Annotated in this window: 18 protein-coding genes; 7 read left to right on the top strand and 11 right to left on the bottom strand. The window is 58.4% G+C overall.

What is annotated here, in order from left to right; all coding sequences use genetic code 11:
* Window positions 1–265: 265 nt before the first annotated feature.
* From C8K58_RS23325 to C8K58_RS23300, 6 genes are all read left to right on the top strand, one after another.
* The gene (locus C8K58_RS23325; RefSeq protein WP_108574418.1) at window positions 266–1,066 is read left to right on the top strand and encodes an SDR family NAD(P)-dependent oxidoreductase; all 801 of its coding nucleotides are present in this window, start codon (window positions 266–268) and stop codon (window positions 1,064–1,066) included.
* A 124-nt stretch (window positions 1,067–1,190) separates the two neighbouring features.
* Window positions 1,191–2,870 (top strand): NAD(P)/FAD-dependent oxidoreductase, encoded by a 1,680-nt coding sequence (locus C8K58_RS23320; RefSeq protein ID WP_108574417.1) that lies wholly within the window; start codon window positions 1,191–1,193, stop codon window positions 2,868–2,870.
* A complete protein-coding gene (gene gabD, locus C8K58_RS23315) occupies window positions 2,867–4,315 on the top strand; it encodes an NADP-dependent succinate-semialdehyde dehydrogenase (RefSeq protein ID WP_108574416.1) in 1,449 nt (482 codons plus the stop codon). The genes C8K58_RS23320 and gabD overlap by 4 nt, the downstream gene beginning before the upstream one ends.
* Before the next feature lie 113 nt (window positions 4,316–4,428).
* A complete protein-coding gene (locus C8K58_RS23310) occupies window positions 4,429–5,760 on the top strand; it encodes a carbohydrate porin (protein ID WP_108574415.1) in 1,332 nt (443 codons plus the stop codon).
* A 62-nt stretch (window positions 5,761–5,822) separates the two neighbouring features.
* A complete protein-coding gene (locus C8K58_RS23305) occupies window positions 5,823–6,605 on the top strand; it encodes a (S)-acetoin forming diacetyl reductase (protein WP_108574414.1) in 783 nt (260 codons plus the stop codon).
* Between the two features lie 74 nt (window positions 6,606–6,679).
* Entirely contained in the window at window positions 6,680–7,804 is a 1,125-nt protein-coding gene (locus C8K58_RS23300) for a glycerol dehydrogenase (protein ID WP_108574413.1), read from the top strand.
* Between the two features lie 118 nt (window positions 7,805–7,922).
* Here the strand turns inward: C8K58_RS23300 and gfa are convergent, their stop codons facing one another.
* From gfa to C8K58_RS23260, 8 genes are all read right to left on the bottom strand, one after another.
* Window positions 7,923–8,501, bottom strand: a complete 579-nt coding sequence (gene gfa, locus C8K58_RS23295; RefSeq protein WP_108574412.1) for an S-(hydroxymethyl)glutathione synthase — start codon at window positions 8,499–8,501, stop codon at window positions 7,923–7,925.
* 66 nt (window positions 8,502–8,567) lie between these two features.
* Window positions 8,568–9,677: an S-(hydroxymethyl)glutathione dehydrogenase/class III alcohol dehydrogenase gene (locus C8K58_RS23290; protein WP_060765978.1), complete on the bottom strand. Its 1,110-nt coding sequence runs from the start codon at window positions 9,675–9,677 to the stop codon at window positions 8,568–8,570.
* 67 nt (window positions 9,678–9,744) lie between these two features.
* Window positions 9,745–10,020, bottom strand: coding sequence for a formaldehyde-responsive transcriptional repressor FrmR (gene frmR / locus C8K58_RS23285; protein WP_103408668.1), 276 nt, complete (start codon window positions 10,018–10,020; stop codon window positions 9,745–9,747).
* Between the two features lie 170 nt (window positions 10,021–10,190).
* A complete protein-coding gene (locus C8K58_RS23280) occupies window positions 10,191–10,535 on the bottom strand; it encodes a helix-turn-helix transcriptional regulator (RefSeq protein ID WP_108574411.1) in 345 nt (114 codons plus the stop codon).
* A gap of 26 nt (window positions 10,536–10,561) precedes the next feature.
* Window positions 10,562–11,545 carry an LLM class flavin-dependent oxidoreductase gene (locus tag C8K58_RS23275; protein ID WP_108574410.1) on the bottom strand — a complete coding sequence of 328 codons (984 nt, stop codon included), beginning with the start codon at window positions 11,543–11,545 and terminating at the stop codon, window positions 10,562–10,564.
* A 35-nt stretch (window positions 11,546–11,580) separates the two neighbouring features.
* On the bottom strand, window positions 11,581–12,387 hold the full coding sequence (locus tag C8K58_RS23270; RefSeq protein ID WP_108574409.1) for a sugar phosphate isomerase/epimerase: 807 nt from the start codon (window positions 12,385–12,387) through the stop codon (window positions 11,581–11,583).
* A 15-nt stretch (window positions 12,388–12,402) separates the two neighbouring features.
* Window positions 12,403–13,203, bottom strand: coding sequence for a TIM barrel protein (locus C8K58_RS23265; RefSeq protein ID WP_108574408.1), 801 nt, complete (start codon window positions 13,201–13,203; stop codon window positions 12,403–12,405).
* On the bottom strand, window positions 13,200–14,216 hold the full coding sequence (locus C8K58_RS23260) for an LLM class oxidoreductase (RefSeq protein WP_108574407.1): 1,017 nt from the start codon (window positions 14,214–14,216) through the stop codon (window positions 13,200–13,202). The genes C8K58_RS23265 and C8K58_RS23260 overlap by 4 nt, the downstream gene beginning before the upstream one ends.
* Window positions 14,217–14,374: 158 nt before the next feature.
* Between C8K58_RS23260 and C8K58_RS23255 the strand changes: the two genes are divergently transcribed.
* On the top strand, window positions 14,375–15,256 hold the full coding sequence (locus C8K58_RS23255) for a LysR family transcriptional regulator (RefSeq protein WP_105521497.1): 882 nt from the start codon (window positions 14,375–14,377) through the stop codon (window positions 15,254–15,256).
* Between the two features lie 76 nt (window positions 15,257–15,332).
* On the opposite strand, the gene C8K58_RS23250 is transcribed toward C8K58_RS23255, so the two are convergent.
* The 3 genes from C8K58_RS23250 to C8K58_RS23240 are packed head-to-tail and all read right to left on the bottom strand — an operon-like array spanning window position 15,333 to window position 17,258.
* Complete coding sequence (locus C8K58_RS23250) at window positions 15,333–15,734, bottom strand: DoxX family protein (protein WP_108574406.1); 402 nt, start codon at window positions 15,732–15,734, stop codon at window positions 15,333–15,335.
* Window positions 15,735–15,751: 17 nt separating this feature from the next.
* On the bottom strand, window positions 15,752–16,423 hold the full coding sequence (locus C8K58_RS23245) for an alpha/beta hydrolase (protein WP_108574405.1): 672 nt from the start codon (window positions 16,421–16,423) through the stop codon (window positions 15,752–15,754).
* The gene (locus C8K58_RS23240) at window positions 16,416–17,258 is read right to left on the bottom strand and encodes a class III extradiol ring-cleavage dioxygenase (RefSeq protein WP_108574404.1); all 843 of its coding nucleotides are present in this window, start codon (window positions 17,256–17,258) and stop codon (window positions 16,416–16,418) included. Before C8K58_RS23240 ends, C8K58_RS23245 begins: the two co-directional genes overlap by 8 nt.
* Window positions 17,259–17,261 lie beyond the last annotated feature (3 nt).

Raw genomic sequence — 17,261 nt, 5'->3', positions numbered from 1 at the left:
GGCGGCTTGGCCAATCCCTACAAGCGGAATCCGTCAGCCGGTGTCGGTGAGACATAACCGCTCAATAGTCGCAGCGTTCCACAGGAGACACGAGCGGTTATGTCTTGCGGTGATGGCCTGGGGGCTGCGTCCAATCACGCGTTGAGCCCTCTATTCTGTGGGTTGCGGCCGAATTTCAAGGTATTGGCATCCGACTTGCTCTGTCAGTCTCAGCAGGCCGCGTCGAACGGTCGCATCCCAACAACAATAACGACAGAGGCAGTACATGAGCGAATTCAACGCTGTGAATTTCTCCCTGAACGGCAAGGTTGCCCTGGTAACAGGCGCTGGTCGTGGCATTGGCCAGGGCATTGCGCTGAGCCTGGCCCAGGCCGGCGCAGACCTGGTACTGGCCGATTACGACCTGGGGATCGCACAAGAGGCTGCCGCCTTGGTCCAGGCCCTGGGTCGCAGGGCTGTGGCCCTGCAGGTTGATGTCAGCAAACCCGAAAGTGTCGCGAGTTTGATCGAGCAGGTCAGGGCGCAATTTGGCCGCCTGGATGTGGCGGTCAACAACGCGGGCGTGGTCAGCCTCGGTCGGGTCGAAGAGCTGGCCGTCAGCGAGTGGGACCGCATCATGAACATCAACGCCCGTGGTGTATTCCTCTGCTGCCAGGCCGAACTCAAACTGATGCGCGAACATAGCTTCGGCCGCATCATCAACTTGGCCTCGATTGCCGGCAAAGTCGGTTTCCCAGATCTCTCTCACTACAGCGCCTCGAAATTTGCGGTGATCGGTTTCACCAACGCTTTTGCCAAGGAAGTTGCCCGCGAAGGCATCACGGTTAACGCCCTTTGCCCTGGCGTGGTGGGCACCGGTATGTGGCGCGGTGATGAGGGGCTTTCCGCGCGCTGGGCGCAACCCGGCGAAACCGAAGTGCAATCCTGGGAGCGGCATCAGTCCAGCCTGCTGCCTCAGGGGGAAGCGCAAACAGTGGAAGACATGGGCCAATTGGCCGTTTACCTGGCGTGCGCGCCACACGTTACCGGGCAGGCGATTGCTGTTGATGGCGGCTTCTCGCTCTAACTGCCCCGTTCATTTTTCAAGTTTCTGTCCCCTGGATCCTGATTCAGGGGAGCGGATACGGCTTGCCTGCAGCTTTGTTTTTGAGTGAAGTCAGCAGGCGCATTGATCGAAACAGGAGAACATAATGACAACTACAGTTCTGGCCAAACGTTCCGTTGGCACCGACGTTATCAACTACGACGCCATTGTGATCGGCGCAGGTTTTGGCGGCATTTACATGCTCAAGAAATTGCGCGATGAATTGGGCTTGAAAGTGCGCGCCTTCGACAAGGCCGGTGGCATCGGCGGTACCTGGTTCTGGAACCGATACCCCGGCGCGTTATCCGACAGTGAGTCGTTCGTCTATTGCTTCTCCTGGGACCGTGAGCTCTGCCAGGAATGGGACATCACCACGCGCTACCTGACCCAGCCACAGATCCTGTCCTACCTGAACCACGCCGTGGATCGCCACGACCTGCGACGCGATATCCAACTAGAGACAGGTATCACCGCTGCCGTGTTCGACGAGCAGAGCAGTCGCTGGTTGGTCACGGCCGATGACGGTCATCAATACAGCGCCAAATATCTGGTAACCGCGCTGGGCCTGTTGTCCGCAACGAATGTACCCAAGATCAAAGGCCTCGATCAGTTCAAGGGGAGCATGTACCACACGGCGAACTGGCCGGCCGACGCAGTGCTGGAAGGCAAGCGCGTAGGTGTGATCGGTACGGGCTCTACAGGTTGCCAGGTTATTACCGCCATCGCACCGACAGTCGGCCACCTCACCGTGTTCCAACGCTCTGCGCAGTACACCGTGCCGGTGGGCAACGGCCCAGTCAGTCGCGACTACGTCGACGACATCAAGCGCAATTACGACGCCATCTGGCAGGAGGTGCGGTCGTCACGCCTGGCGTTCGGCTTCCCTGAAAGCGACATTCCCACCATGAGTGTCGATGCAACTGAACGCAAAGCCATCTTCCAGCGCGCCTGGGACGGCGGCGGTGGTTTCCGCTACATGTTCCAGACCTTTAACGATATCGCCACCAGTGAAGAGGCCAACATCGAGGCGCAAAATTTCGTTCGCGAGAAGATCGCCGAGATCGTCAAGGATCCGGAAACAGCCCGCAAGTTGATGCCCCGCGATCTCTACGCCAAGCGCCCACTGTGCGACAGCGGTTACTACGCCACCTTCAACCGCTCCAACGTGTCGCTGGTGGACGTCAAGGCCAACCCGATCGAAGAAATCACTGCCAAGGGTATTCGCACCGCAGATGGCGTCGAACACGAACTGGATGTGCTGGTGTTTGCCACCGGTTTTGATGCCGTGGACGGTAACTACAAGCGCATCGATATCCGTGGGCGCGACAACACCTCGATGAAGGATCACTGGGCTGACGGTCCCTCCAGCTATCTGTCGGTGGCCACCGCCAAATTCCCGAATATGTTCATGATCCTGGGGCCCAACGGTCCGTTTACCAATCTTCCACCGACGATTGAAACCGAAGTGGAGTGGGTCTCCGATCTGGTTGGCTTTATGGAGCAGAACGAACTTGCCTGCGTGGAACCGTCTGCGCAAAGCGAGCAGGAGTGGGGCAAGACCTGCCAGGACATTGCTGATCAGACGCTGTTCGCGAAGACCGACTCGTGGATCTTTGGCGCCAATATCCCCGGCAAAAGCAACAAGGTTTATTTCTATATGGGTGGCTTGGGCGCGTTCAGCGAACAATTGGCTGCGGTCAAGAAGGATGACTACCGGGGCTTCAAATTCAAGGCTGTCAGTGTTGAAGGGGCGACCAAGCGTCGCGTAACGGAGAACCTGCAATGAACTTGAACAACCCCGAACTCCTGCGTCATCAAGCCTTTATCAACGGTGAGTGGCTGGCTGCGGACAATGAAGCCACTATCACGGTGAGCAACCCGTCGACGGGCGCCACCATCGGCCAGGTGCCGCGCATGGGCAAGGCTGAAACACGCCGTGCCATCGAAGCGGCTGAGCACGCGTTGCCGGCCTGGCGTGAGCTTTCGGCCAAGGCGCGCGCAAATGCGTTGCGCCGCTGGTACGACTTGATCATTGAAAACCAGCATGACCTGGCGCACATCATGACGCTGGAGCAGGGCAAGCCGCTGCCTGAGGCGCTGGGTGAAATCGTCTTCGCCGCTTCTTATATCGAGTGGTATGCAGAGGAGGGCAAGCGGGTTTACGGCGATATTATTCCGGGCGCAACGGACAAACGCTTGCTGGTCATCAAGCAGCCTGTGGGTGTCTGTGCTGCCATTACACCGTGGAATTTCCCCAGCGCAATGATCACCCGCAAAGCTGGGCCAGCGCTGGCAGCCGGTTGCACGATGGTCATAAAGCCGGCCTCCCAGACGCCGTTCTCGGCATTGGCACTGGTGTACCTCGCCGAACAGGCAGGCATTCCCAAGGGCGTGCTGTCAGTGGTCACCGGCGCCGCTGCAGAAATTGCCGAGGAGCTGACCAGCAACCCGGTCGTGCGCAAGATTTCCTTCACGGGGTCTACTGAGATCGGGCGCCAGATCATGGAAAAATGTGCCCACGACATCAAGAAAGTCTCTTTGGAACTGGGCGGCAACGCGCCCTTTATCGTGTTCGACGATGCCGATCTGGACGCTGCGGTAGAAGGCGCACTCGCATCGAAGTTTCGCAATGCAGGGCAGACCTGCGTCTGCGCCAATCGCCTGTATGTGCACGACAAGGTGTATGACGCCTTTGTCGACAAACTGACCTCATCGGTCGGCGCGCTGAAGATTGGCGATGGTTTTACCAATGGCGTCACCCTTGGGCCGCTGATTGATGGGAAAGCTGTCGCCAAGGTTCGCGAGCATATAGAAGATGCGTTGGCCAAAGGCGCCAAGGTCGTTCAGGGCGGTGGGGCACATACCCAGGGCGCCAATTTCTTTGAACCCACCATCCTGGTGGATGTGCCGGACAGCGCGCGTGTCGCCAAAGAGGAGACCTTCGGCCCGCTTGCACCGGTCTTTCGCTTCTTCGATGACGCCGAGGTCATCGCTAAGGCCAACGACACCGAGTTCGGCCTGGCGGCGTATTTCTACACCGCGAACCTGAGCCGGGTGTTTCGTCTGGGCGAGGCGCTGGAGTACGGCATCGTCGGGGTCAACACCGGGATTATCAGTTCTGAGGCCGCGCCGTTTGGTGGGGTCAAGGCATCGGGTGTTGGCCGGGAGGGCTCCAAATACGGGCTGGAGGATTACCTGGAGATCAAATACCTGTGCCTGGCCGGCATTTGATTTGTAGCGACCCATTTTTCAACTGATTGCTTTTTTGAGTGACCGCCAGGGCGTTGCCCTGCGGTCCGGTCAACGCTGTGTCGTAGAACATAAAAACAATAGGAAAAATCGACATGAACATCGCTTGGAAATTGCCGCTGGGGCTCGGGCTCCTGTCATGCATCGCCGTGCCTGCCTCTGCCGAGGACGCTTCTTCGAAATGGGGAACCGGAGATTGGGGAGGGGTACGCAGTGAGCTACTGGAGCAGGGCGTTGATGTAATCGTCGGTTACGTCGGCGAAGCCGCCACCAATGTCCACGGAGGCTATAACCATGACCGCACGGCGCGTTATACCGCGCAATGGGCACTGGGCACGCACCTGGATCTGCAAAAGTTGCTCGGCTGGAATGAGGCTGAGTTCCAGCTGCTGGTAACTGAACGCAACGGCAACAACCTCTCCAACGAGCGCGTTTCCGACCCCCGTGCTCCACAGCTCAGTTCGGTGCAGGAGGTGTGGGGCAGGGGGCAGACTTGGCGCCTGACCCAGATGTGGTATCGCCAGAAGTTTTTCAATAGCGCCCTGGATCTCAAGTTCGGCCGCGTGGGCGTCAATGAGGATTTCGCCAGTTTCCCCTGCGACTTCCAGAGCCTGTCATTTTGCAGTGCCCCCATCGGCAACGTCGCTGGGGATATCTGGTACAGCGGGCCAGTGAGTCAGTGGGGTGGGCGTGTGCGCTATAACCTCAATGATCACTGGGCGGTGCAAGTGGGGGCGTATGAGCAAAATCCGTCGTACCTGGAGACAGGCAACGGTTTCAAACTCAGCGGCAGTGGCACCCAAGGCGCGTTGGTGCCGGTAGAGATCATCTGGAAGCCCATCGTCGGTAAAGATGCCTTACCCGGTGAATACCGTTTGGGTTACTACCACAGCAGTGCCAGCGCCAACGATCTGTACGACGACGTCAACGGTAACCCGCAGGTGTTGACCGGCCAGGCGCCAAAGTCACGCAGCAGCAAACACGGCGCATGGGTCATTGGCCAACAGCAGCTTACAACCCATAACGGCGATGCTTCGCGTGGCCTGAGCGTATTTGCCAGCCTTACCGTGCACGACAAAGCCACCAGTGGTATCGAAAGCTTCCAGAATATTGGCGCGGTCTACAAAGGCCCGTTTGATGCGCGGCCCAAAGATGACCTCGGCGTGGGCATCGCCCGCCTCAAGGTCAATGACGACGTCACCAAGCGCCAGCGTCTGATCAATGACAGCACGGGCATCAGTGACTACGACGACCCGCAGTACGTTCCAGTGCAACACAGCGAATACAACATCGAACTCAATTACGGCGTACACGTGACCGATTGGCTGACCGTGCGCCCGAACGTGCAATACGTGCGCAATCCAGGCGGCGTCTACGAGGTGGACAACGCCTGGATCGCCGGTGTGAAGCTGCAGGCAAGCTTCTAAGCCTCGGCAGATGTGTGAGCAGTCTTTAACTCCCCCCCTCACCTATAGGAAGGAACACCAGAATGAGTAAGTCCTTGGGAAAAGTTGCTTTTGTAACCGGTGCCGGTCAAGGGATCGGAGAGGCCATTGCCTTGCGCTTGGCTGCAGATGGTTTCGCCGTCGCCTGCGCCGACACGAATCTTGATACCGCTGAGCAGGTTGCTGAAAACATCAGGAAAACGGGTGGTAAAGCCCTGGCGCTCAAGGTCGACGTGGCCGACCGCGAGGATGTTTTCAAGGCCGTGCAGGCAGCAGTGGATGGCTTGGGTGATCTGCATGTGGTCATCAATAACGCAGGCATTGCGCCGATTGCTCCCATCGAAGCGATTACACCAGAGATCTACCGCCGCACGTTCGACATCAACGTGGGTGGCGTGCTGTGGGGCATACAGGCGGCTGTTCACGCGTTCAAGGCGTTAGGTCACGGCGGCAAGATAATCAGTGCTTCGTCGCAGGCGGGTCATATCGGCAATCCTGATCTTGCGGTGTACGGTGGGACCAAGTTTGCCGTGCGAGGCATCACCCAGACAGCGGCCCGGGAATTGGCACATCTGGGCATCACGGTAAACGCCTACTGCCCTGGCATTGTGAATACACCGATGATGCGCAAGGTCGCCCAGGACGTAGCCGATAACGCCAATCAGAGCATTGAATGGGGGATGGAACAATTTGCCCAGCACATCACCTTGAAACGTCTTTCCCAGCCCGAGGACGTAGCGGCCTGTGTTTCGTTTCTGTCTGGCCCTGACTCCGACTACATGACAGGGCAGGCCGTGATCATTGATGGCGGAATGGTATTTAATTGATTCGTCATGCTTGCAGAGGAGCGCTCAAGCGTGCACTCGCTGAGCGTTTCGCGCATGCGACGTGAGGGAATGAGATGACTATCACTAAAGGTATTGCATCGCCGGGAAAATTTCTGGTCCAAGCCGATGCGTTGGTAGATTTAGCGGTCCATGGCAAAGCCTTCGGGGCCAATGCGTATCTGATCTGCGATCAATTTATCGTTGGCCGGGTTCATGAGAAAGCGATGCCGGGGTTCAAGAACGAACAGCGCGCAGAGTTGGCCGTGTTTGGCGGGCAGTGTTGCGACAGTGAAATCAACCTGCACGTGGAAGCGGCGCGTGGTGCTGATTATGTCGTCGGAATAGGTGGTGGAAAAACCCTGGATACCGCCAAGGCGGCGGCACACTTCCTGGAAAAACCCGTGTTGATCCTGCCCACATTAGCCTCCACGGATGCGCCTTGTACGGCGATTTCGGTGATTTACAACGACGACGATACGTTTAATCGCTATTTGTTTTTATCCAAAAACCCTGACGTTGTTTTAGCCGACACACGCATTCTGGCCGAACAACCCGCGCGGTTTTTTGCGGCGGGCGTGGGTGATGGTCTGGCCACGTATTTCGAGGCTCGTGCGTGCTTTGCCGCGCAACGCGACAATCTGATCCTGGGCAATGACGGCAAGATGCTCAAGCCTACATTGATCGGATTTGCGATTGCCCAAACGTGCTACGAGACCATCAAAAAGTATTCGGCCCAGGCGGCATTTGCGGTGCAGAAAAAAGCCATTACCGCCGCCCTGGAAAACACGATTGAAGCCACGATCTATATGTCCGCTGTCGGGGCTGAATCGGGTGGCTGCGCAGCTGCGCATGCGATCCACAACGGGATGACCAACGTGCACGATCTGCACGGCGCACAACATGGAGAAAAAGTCGTATTCGGCCTATTTACCCAGCTCGTGATGGAAGCTGCGCCTATGGCTGAAATCGAGGAGGTTGTGGACATTGCGATAGCCGTCGGCTTGCCGCTGACGCTCGAAGATCTGGGGCTCAAACACTTCAAAGAAGTGGAGTGGAGAAAAGTTGCCGAATTGGCCTGCGATAAAAACGACACGATGCACAACATGCCTTTCACGGTGACGCCGGACCTGGTGTATGACGCGATCGTGGCGACTGACGCAATGTTGCAGGCGTTCAAGAGACAAAAGTCGGTGCACTAAACAGTTGATGGGGTACCCGTTTTGAGGCGTCCTTGGCGCCGAAACGGTTTGGCGCCGTCAATCGTTCAAAACGATTGGCGGCGCCTTTTTTTGAGCTCCGAACTGACGATTGCCCGTGTTAGCGAGAATGCGCCACGCCTTTGAGCTTGGCAACTTGGGTGGCCAATACATCCATCAAGTCCGGGGACAGGCAGTCGTAGGTCTCCAGGCCGATTGAACGCAGACGCGTGCGAATTCCCTTCATCTGCTCAGGAGGCGTACCGGTTTCAATGATCGAGGAAACGAACGCCGCGAACCCCGGCGCAGACCAACCAGCCTGTGGCGACAGTTCAGTGTGAACGAAGTCCAGACCGTAGAAGGCGTGATCCTTGTTCTCGATACGCCCGTACAGGTGCGCGTGGCACGTGGTGCACGCGTGGCGCTGAATGACTGCGTTCTCGTCGACGACCGCGAGTTTTTCTGCATGTGCAGTGATGCTGACAGCATCACGCGGTACCACCGCGATGACGGCAAATGTCGCGCCGGCCGGTTTCCAGCATTTGCTGCAACCACAGGCATGGTTATGCAGGGTCTGAGCCGCGATGGTCACTTCGACTTTATCAAAGGCGCACAGGCACTGCAGAGTGCCGCCGGTAAAATCAGAGGCAGCAGGGGATAGACCATTATCCAGTGATGGATGAAGTTTGATGTCGCTCACTGTGAATCTCCAGATCGGTAAGGAACTCGAAATGACCTCAGGGGCCCGTAGCCCCCGGGCCTCACGTCAGTACTTGATGACGGTGCGGATCGACTTGCCTTCATGCATCAGGTCGAACGCTTCATTGATGCGTTCCAATGGCATGGTGTGGGTGACAAATGGCGCCAGCTCGATTTCGCCTTTCATGGCGTCTTCAACCATTTTTGGCAGTTGCGTACGGCCTTTGACACCGCCGAACGCCGAGCCTTTCCAGGTGCGACCCGTCACAAGCTGGAAGGGACGTGTGGAGATCTCCTGACCTGCACCGGCCACGCCGATGACAATGGATTGCCCCCAGCCACGGTGCGAACTTTCCAGCGCAGCGCGCATGACATTCACATTACCGATGCATTCGAACGAGTGGTCCACACCCCAGCCGGTCGCCTCAATGATGACTTGCTGGATCGGCTTTTCATGGTCTTTCGGGTTGATGCAATCGGTAGCACCGAAAGACTTGGCGAGTTCAAACTTGCCTGGGTTGGTGTCCACGGCAATGATGCGGCCGGCCTTGGCCTGGCGTGCGCCTTGAATCACGGCAAGGCCAATACCGCCGAGACCGAATACGGCAACGGTGTCCCCCGGTTGCACCTTGGCGGTGTTATGCACTGCGCCGATCCCGGTGGTGACACCGCAGCCCAGCAGGCATACGTGCTCAGGGTTGGCGTCAGGGTTGATCTTCGCGACAGAGACTTCCGCCACCACGGTGTACTCGCTGAATGTCGAGCAACCCATGTAGTGATAGAGCGGCTGGCCATTATAGGAAAAACGCGTAGTGCCGTCGGGCATAACGCCTTTGCCCTGGGTTTCACGAACCGCGACGCAAAGGTTGGTTTTGCCGGACTTGCAGAACAGGCATTCGCCGCATTCGGCGGTGTACAGAGGGATAACGTGGTCGCCGGGCTTGAGGCTGGTGACGCCTTCACCGACTTCCACGACGATGCCAGCCCCTTCATGGCCCAGAACCACCGGAAACAAGCCTTCAGGGTCATCACCCGACAAGGTGAAGGCATCGGTATGGCACACGCCGGTATCGGTGATCTTGATCAGCACTTCGCCTTTGCGCGGCGGCGCCACATCGATCTCGACGATTTGAAGTGGCTTGCCTGGTTCAAATGCAACTGCAGCACGGGATTTCATAAAGGTTTTTCTCCAAGTGGTAATGCTCGTATGGCGGGTGCAGCGTAGGGTCTGAAGGGTTCGGGGCTTACTTGAGGTAAGTGCGCACCAGTGAAACCACTTCATCGATCGAGGCACGCTGTGCCTGCGACGTGTCGGTCAGCTGTGAAAACTCTTCCCTGAGATGGCTTTCCAGAACACCAGCCATCAAACCGTTTACCGCGCCACGCAGCGCTGCAATCTGTTGCAGAACCGGGCCGCACTCAGCACCTTGTTCAAGTGCAGCTTGCAGGGCATCCAGTTGGCCCCGGACCCGATTGACTCTGCCTAATACACGTTTTTTTTCAGCGGGCGAATGTGGCATTGAACGACTCCAGTATAGGCGTGGTGGCCAGTGTACGCCGGTACTGAGGGGGAGTATGTGAATATACTGGCTAGGAGTATATTGGCCCGCCTGGCAAACAAACATGGGCGTTTTGTTTGGGGACTGATCGCAATCTGTTTCTAATGCTCGCAAGGCACCGGTGGCAATGGCTAGGGAGCAGGCTGATGCTGAAGCTGATCACATAGCGATTTCGCCAGCGCTTCGATTGCTGCTTCGTTGCGCTGGTAGAAGTGAAAAGGTCCCGTCCGGCAAGCGTTAACCAGCCCCGCCTGTTTGAGCACCGCCAAATGTTGGGACACGGTCGATTGGGACAAGCCGCACCGTTGGGTGATCTGGCCGACACTGATTCCCCGTTCAACGCCCCACTCCTGCAGGGAGAAATACAGCTGTGGGGCCTTTAGCCACTTCAGGATTTCCCGCCGCAGCGGATGGGCAATCGCGCGCACGGCGGCATCGACGTGAAGCCGGGGGCGTTTCTGCTGTTGCTTACACATGGACTGTCCCATCGCTGCCAGTTGGATCAGCCCAGCATGTCGGCCAGGGATTCGGCAATCAGTTGATAGGATCGGCAACGCGCCTTGGCGTCATAGATGCGTGCATCAATGATCACTTCATCCGCTTGGGTCGTTGCGATGAACTGGCGTAGCCAACTGCCGACGTCGTCCTGGTCACCTGTCGCCGTGCACAGCATTGCCTGGTTGAGGGTGTGCCGATCGATGTTGGTAAGGCTGTCCATAAAACCCTCCGAGGGACGCGGTAGCGGGCCAGCTTTGCCGGCGTACAGGTTGCACACCCACTGCCGGTGAGAGCTGGCGATGTAATCGGCTTCGGCTCGTGACGGGGCAGCAAAGGCATTGACGCCCGCGATCACATAGGGCTGTTTGAGCGCCGCCGATGGGCGAAACGACGTACGGTAGTGCGTAATCGCATCCATCAAAAAGCGCGGTGCGAAGTGTGAGGCGAAGGCATAGGGCAGACCGAGCTTGGCGGCAAGGTCAGCGCTGTTCATGCTTGAACCCAGGAGCCAAAGTGGCACCTCGTGGGGACCGGGAATCGCCCGCACCGGCTGATGCCCGTTGTCCGCCAGGTAATCCTGCACATCGTGAATATCCTGCGTGAAATCACGCTCTGAAGCGTCACCGCGCAAGGCTCGAATGGCTGCCCCCGCTGAACCTGGTGCTCTACCGATACCCAGGTCGATGCGGCCAGGGAACAAGGTGGCCAATGTGCCGAACTGCTCGGCCACCATCAAGGGCGAGTGGTTGGGCAGCATGATGCCGCCGGAGCCCACGCGCAGTGTCTGGGTGGCCGCTGCCAGATGCTGGACGAGCAACGTGGTTGCCGAGGAAGCGATGCCCGGCAGGTCATGATGCTCGGCGACCCAGTAACGTTTATAACCGTGGGCCTCCACATGCCGCGCCAAAGCGACCGCGTCATTCAGTGTGTCCGTGAAAGTTTTACCGTCGCCAATCATCATCAGGTCAAGTACAGAGAGGGCTGTCATTGCAGGCTCCTTTTTCATGTCAGGTGGAGAGGGCGTTACAGCGATGTAAAGTCAGACGCGTGCGGATGGCGGCCGAGGCGACGATCAATATCGCGCAGGGTTGTCAGGCAGCGTTGCAGCTTCAGGTAAATATCGCCGCCGTAGTCCCAGCCGAGCACGCCAATGCTGCCGGTGTAGCCAACGCTGTTGAGTGCTGCGACCACTGCGAAGTTGTCCAACTCTCCACGATCTACCGGTTCCATCGTGGCCACGCCGCCCCAGCCCAGTTCGCTGAGCGTGCTGCCTGAGAGCACGACCTGCATCAACCAGGGTTGCATGGCTTCAAGGCGTTGCTGAAGTTCGCCCTCCTGACTGGCGTACCAGTGATAGCCGTTGAACGACGCGCCTAGGTGCGGGTGAGCGAAGTATTCGCAGATCTGCACCACTTCAGCCGTGGTCTGGGTGACGTGGTGAAGATGGGGATACAGCGCGATTCTCAAGCCGCGACGCACTGCGATGGGCAGTACCGACTCGATGAACCGCAAGATGGCCGAGCTACCGTTGACCGAGGTCTGGACTGCCAGTTCGATGAGCTCCACCCCTTCGACGCTTTCGATGATTCGCCTTATGAGGTGATCATTGCGACCTTCGTGCAGCACCAAATACAGGCCTTCAACCCGCAGACCATGCTGTTCGCGAACGCGCGGCAGCAGGCGCAGGTCGGTCAGCGGCGTGCCGCCCCAGGCTGACACCGTGATGCCGTCAAAACCCAGTTCGGCGAGCATTTCGCACTGCGACTGAAAGGCGTAGACACCCATTGAAGAGTAAAAAAATGAATCGAGTGCATGGACGCGATGGGCCACGGTCTGTCTCCTTGCCTAGCGTGGCATTTCGGTCAATAAGGCCCATTCGGGGTGTGCGGCCAGGCGTTGCTCCATGGAGCGAAAGGCCACGGCTGAACGGCGCAGGTTGCCGTAAACGTCGCCACCCATGCTTTGCCATCCCAGCACGCCGACACGACCGGTAAAACCTCGGCGTTCAAGAGCGCCCAGCAGAACGAAATTATCCATCTCGCCTTCATCGAGCGGCTCGATGGTCGCCAGGCCGCCCCAACCCAATGGAGAGCGACGTGTGCCGGCAATATTCACGTGCTGGAGCCAGGGCCACAGCGCATCAAGGCGTTCTTCCAGCGCGCCTTCTTCAGTGGCGTACCAGTGATAACCGTTGAACACGATATTGAGCCGGGGGTGGTTGAACTCCCGGCACAGTGCTATGGCTTCGGTGGTGGTTTGCAGGCCGTAGCGCGCGTGCGGATAAAGGTTGATGTGCAGGCCTCTGCGCTCACAGATAGGCAATAGGCGCTCAAGCATGCGGCGGTCAAAATTGGTGACTTCCTCACCTGAATGCAGCGCCAGTTCAATCGTGGTGCAACCTTCAAGACTCTCGAATACCTGGGTCACGAACGCTTCGAGGCCTTTGCGGTAGATCAAGTAGACCGCGCCCACGTCCAGGCCCCAGGTGGGTTTGACCTGAGGAATCGACTTCAGGTCTTGGCTCCACGCCGACATCGTCATGCCTTGATAGCCATGCTCGGCGAGCATTTCGCACTGTGCCGCCAAGGGGTAGGTGCCCATGGCTGTCTGGAAGATGAAGTCCATGTGGTGAAGGGCGCGATTCATTGGGCAGCCTGCATAGGTTGAGAGACGACAGGGAGGGTGATGCTGGGAAAGTGCGGCAGCAGGTATTCAGCCAGCTCATCGATAACTTCAGCGGCAGGGCGGCGTTGCGGCTTGAAGTGCAGGGCAACATGACCCACCCCCTGATCCTGTTGGCGTTTCCAGTGCTCGATGAGTGCATTACGCCCGGCGCGCAGTACCCGGCCGGCCTGCACGGGATGGTTCGGGTCGCGATCCAGGTCAAACAACGTGCCGTAGCCGTAGGGTTTGTACACATCGTTGCCACAGACGGCACGCCAGCGTTCGATCACCTGGGGAATCAGCGCAGGGTTGGAGGTGTAGGAGAGAAGCCCGTCACTGTGTTCGCCGATCCATTCCTGCGTTTGGCCTGCGTGGCCGACGATAAGGGTGGGCAAGCGCGTCCCAACGGGTTTGGGGACCAGGTCAATTTCACCGTTCAACTGGCCATAGAAACGCGATGTATGTTTGGCCCAATGGCTTTGCGTGGTCGCGCGAATGATATCCAGCGCGTCGCGAAAGCGTTCGGCACGGTTATCAAAATCCAGGCCGAACGCCGGATATTCGATCGGCCGGTCGCCGGTGGCCAGCCCCAGGATGAATCGCCCGCCCAGTAATTGATCCAGGCTGGCAGCCTGCTTGGCGACAATCAGTGGATCGCGCAACGGCAGGACGATACCCGCCGTGCCAATCGCAATATGCTTGGTCACGGCCGCCAGGTAGCCGGCATAGACCAATGGATCGAGGATCTGGCCGACATCCCCGAAGTTAGGGTCATAGAACGGTACATCGCGCAGCCAGATCGCGGAGAAGCCAGCTTCGTCCACACGTTGAGCTATCTGCGCGTGATCCTGCAGGGTAGGGCCTGGGCTGTTCGGGTAGCTTTCCAGTGGGGCAATAAAACCGAAGGTCAAATGCCCTTGTTTGAATACGCGGGCATAGCCAGGGTGCTGCTGAAGCTCCGGGGCGATTGCGCGTGCGCAAGGTTGAGAGGTCATCGGGGTACGCTCGTAATAGCGGATGGCGGTGACGTTGAAGGCGAGATGCGCGCCATAAAGTCACGTTGGAGGGGACTATAGGCGCTATGATTGGAAAGAAAAACAGGATGAAATTCCGATCATTTGTGAAAATAATGCTCAAATAAATGAGGCTGTTCATGGATCATTTCGGCGCGCTCAGCGCATTTGTTCAGGCGGCACATACCCGCAGCTTCACTGAGGCTGGGCGCAGAACCGGGGTATCTTCCTCGGCTGTTGGAAAGGCGGTGGCGCGGCTGGAGGAAGAGTTGGGCGTGCGGCTGTTTCATCGCTCTACCCGCGCGATTACCTTGACGGCGGAAGGCAGCCTTTTTCTGGAACGTTGTCAGCGGATTTTTGCGGAATATGAAGTCGCCAAGCGTGAGCTCACTCAAGCGGCCGGCAACCCTCAAGGCAAATTGCGCCTCGGCTTGCCACAGCTTGGCATGCGGTTGATGCCTCATTTGATTGCGTTTCAGCAGGCGTATCCAGAAGTGGAATTGGAACTGGAGTTCAGTGATCGCCTGGTCAATGTGATTGAGGAGGGCTTCGATGCCGTGATGCGCATTGGCGAGGTCGATGACTCGCGACTGATGATGCGTAAGCTCAACGGCTACAGCCACCGCTTGGTTGCATCGCCCGACTATCTTGCGCGTCGAGGTGTCCCTGCGCGGCCGACGGACCTTTCGAACCATGCTTGCCTGCGATACCGCTATCCCACCAGCGGAAAGCTTGATCCTTGGCCATTGGTGACGAAGAAAGGGCAAGACGCGCTGGAGCTGGGCCAATCGGCGACGTCGAACGCGATTGAAGCCTTGCTGGCAATGGCTGAAGCGGGGCAGGGCATCGCCTGCCTGCCCGACTTTTTTATCGAGGATGCCATCGCGGCAGGGCGTTTGGTGCCGGTATTGGACCGGTACATCAGCGATCACCGCACGTTCAGCATCTTGTGGCCGTCGAGCCGACAGCCGCTGCCTAAGATCAAGGCGTTTGTCAGTTTCATGGCCTCACGCCTGACGTGAACCGCCGCAGCGCGCCAAACGCAACTGCCGGCGCACTGGTTGACCAGGGCGCCGGCAGCGATTGCGTATGGCTCAATCACGTATTGTTGGATGGCTTGGCCGCAAAAGCGCCTTCACCCAGCAACGCAACGACTAGTGCAGTCACGCTCAGGTAGATTGGATATTCCCAGCCGCCATTGGCGTTGGTGAAGCTCCAGCCGTTACCGAAGTGCACGGTTGCCGCGACAAACAGCTGGACCACTGCCAGTGCCGCTACCCAGCGTGCATACACGCCCAATACCAGCATCAGGCCGCCGATCACTTCGAATGCCATGACCGGATAAGCCAGGAAGCCTGGAAAACCGATGGACTCGAAAAAGCCTGCGGTGCCGGCTGGCGTGAACACCAGCACTTTGGTCAAACCGTGGGCGATGAACATGATGCCGAGGGCCAGGCGCATCACGAATGCAGCGTAGGGTGCAGTGCGAGAATCAATCATGGTGTAGCTCCTTTTATTTAGTTGGCAAGGGACAGCGTGTGGCTTAGCCATTGAGAGAAATCGGCCAGTTCTTCACCGATAATCTCGTGGGCCATGTTGTAGAAATGGGTTTCGTGTTTGACGCCGATGCGATCCAGCCAGGCATCTGCCTCGTTCGCCCAGTCAATCGGCAGGACGGCATCCTGGTGGCCGTGGGCGATGAACGCCGTGACCGCCTTGAGGCGTTCGGCTGAGGCGATCCGTGGGGCAATTTCGCGCAGCATGCGACCGCTTAATATCGCAAAGCCCGCCACCAGTTCCGGCTCGGTGACGCCCAAGCTCGCACTCATGATGCCGCCCTGGCTGAAGCCCGCGATGACCGTCGGCAAGGCGGGTAGCGCTTCGATAAACCGCTGCAACAGCAGGCGGCTGGCTTCCGCCTGTTCCTGGTTGAACGACGGACCATTGCTGGTGAAGTTCACCTGGTACCAGGCAAAGCCTTGCGGGCCGACCTGCAAGGGGGCGCGAACCAGAATGACTTCCAGCTCTTCAGGCAGTGATTCGGCCAGGGCAGCAAGATTGCCTTCGTTCGAACCCACACCGTGCAGCAGAATCAAGCGGCCTTTCGGGGCGAAAGTACTGCAGCCTTTGCGGAAAAACAGACCCGTCTGTGGTTCGCGGGCTGCGTCGGAAAATGTAGTGTCACGCATGGTCAATAGTGCCTCGAGTCAGTTGAGTAGGTTCGTAGCCAGTGGCCGGGGCCGAGGAGAACAAGTAGCTGTCCATGGCCAGCACGCCGTAGGTCACGCCGCCCTCCAATACCTGTGTCTCATAGCCTTCCCCGGCTGCGCCGAGGGCGATCAGCAAGGGCAGAAAGTGTTCATCGGTGGGGTGAGCCCGCTCAGCCGACGGCGCGTACTGCTTGAACTCCAGCAATTGTCCGGTGTTCCCGTCCTGCAGGGTTTGAGCGGTCCACGCGGCAAACGCATCGACGTAGGCAGCGCTCTCGCGGGTGGCGCCGCGGAACTCGTACAAGTTGTGGGTCAGGCTGCCTGACGCGACGATCAGCACATTCATATCCCGCAGTGGCTTGAGCGCATCGCCCAGCTTCCAGGCCTGATGAGTGTCAAGACTGGCCGGCATGGAGACTTGCACCACCGGGATATCTGCCTCGGGAGCCAGGTACAGCAGCGGTACCCAGGCGCCATGGTCCAAGCCGCGTTGAGCGTCCAGTCGCGACTGCCAGCCGGCAGCCTGCAACAGGTCTACGATATGTCCAGCCAGGGCGGGAGCGCCCGGTGCGGGGTAGCTCAGTTGATACAGTGCGTCGGGAAACCCTCCAAAATCATGGATGGTCGCAGGCGCGGTGCTCGCCGTGACAAGGACTTCGCCGCGTGTCATCCAATGCGGAGAGAGGACGACGATGGCGTCAGGTCGCGGCAGCTCACGACCGACCTGAGCCAGGCGGGGACCCGCCTGGCCAGGCTCGATGGCGAACATTGGAGCACCATGAGACACAAATAGCAGGGGAAACGGGGTGTTCATGGT

This window comes from Pseudomonas sp. GV047 (genome assembly GCF_003058245.1).
Lineage (GTDB): Bacteria > Pseudomonadota > Gammaproteobacteria > Pseudomonadales > Pseudomonadaceae > Aquipseudomonas > Aquipseudomonas marginalis.
Note: the sequence above shows the minus strand (reverse complement) of the source record. Positions and strands in the feature narration are given on the sequence as shown.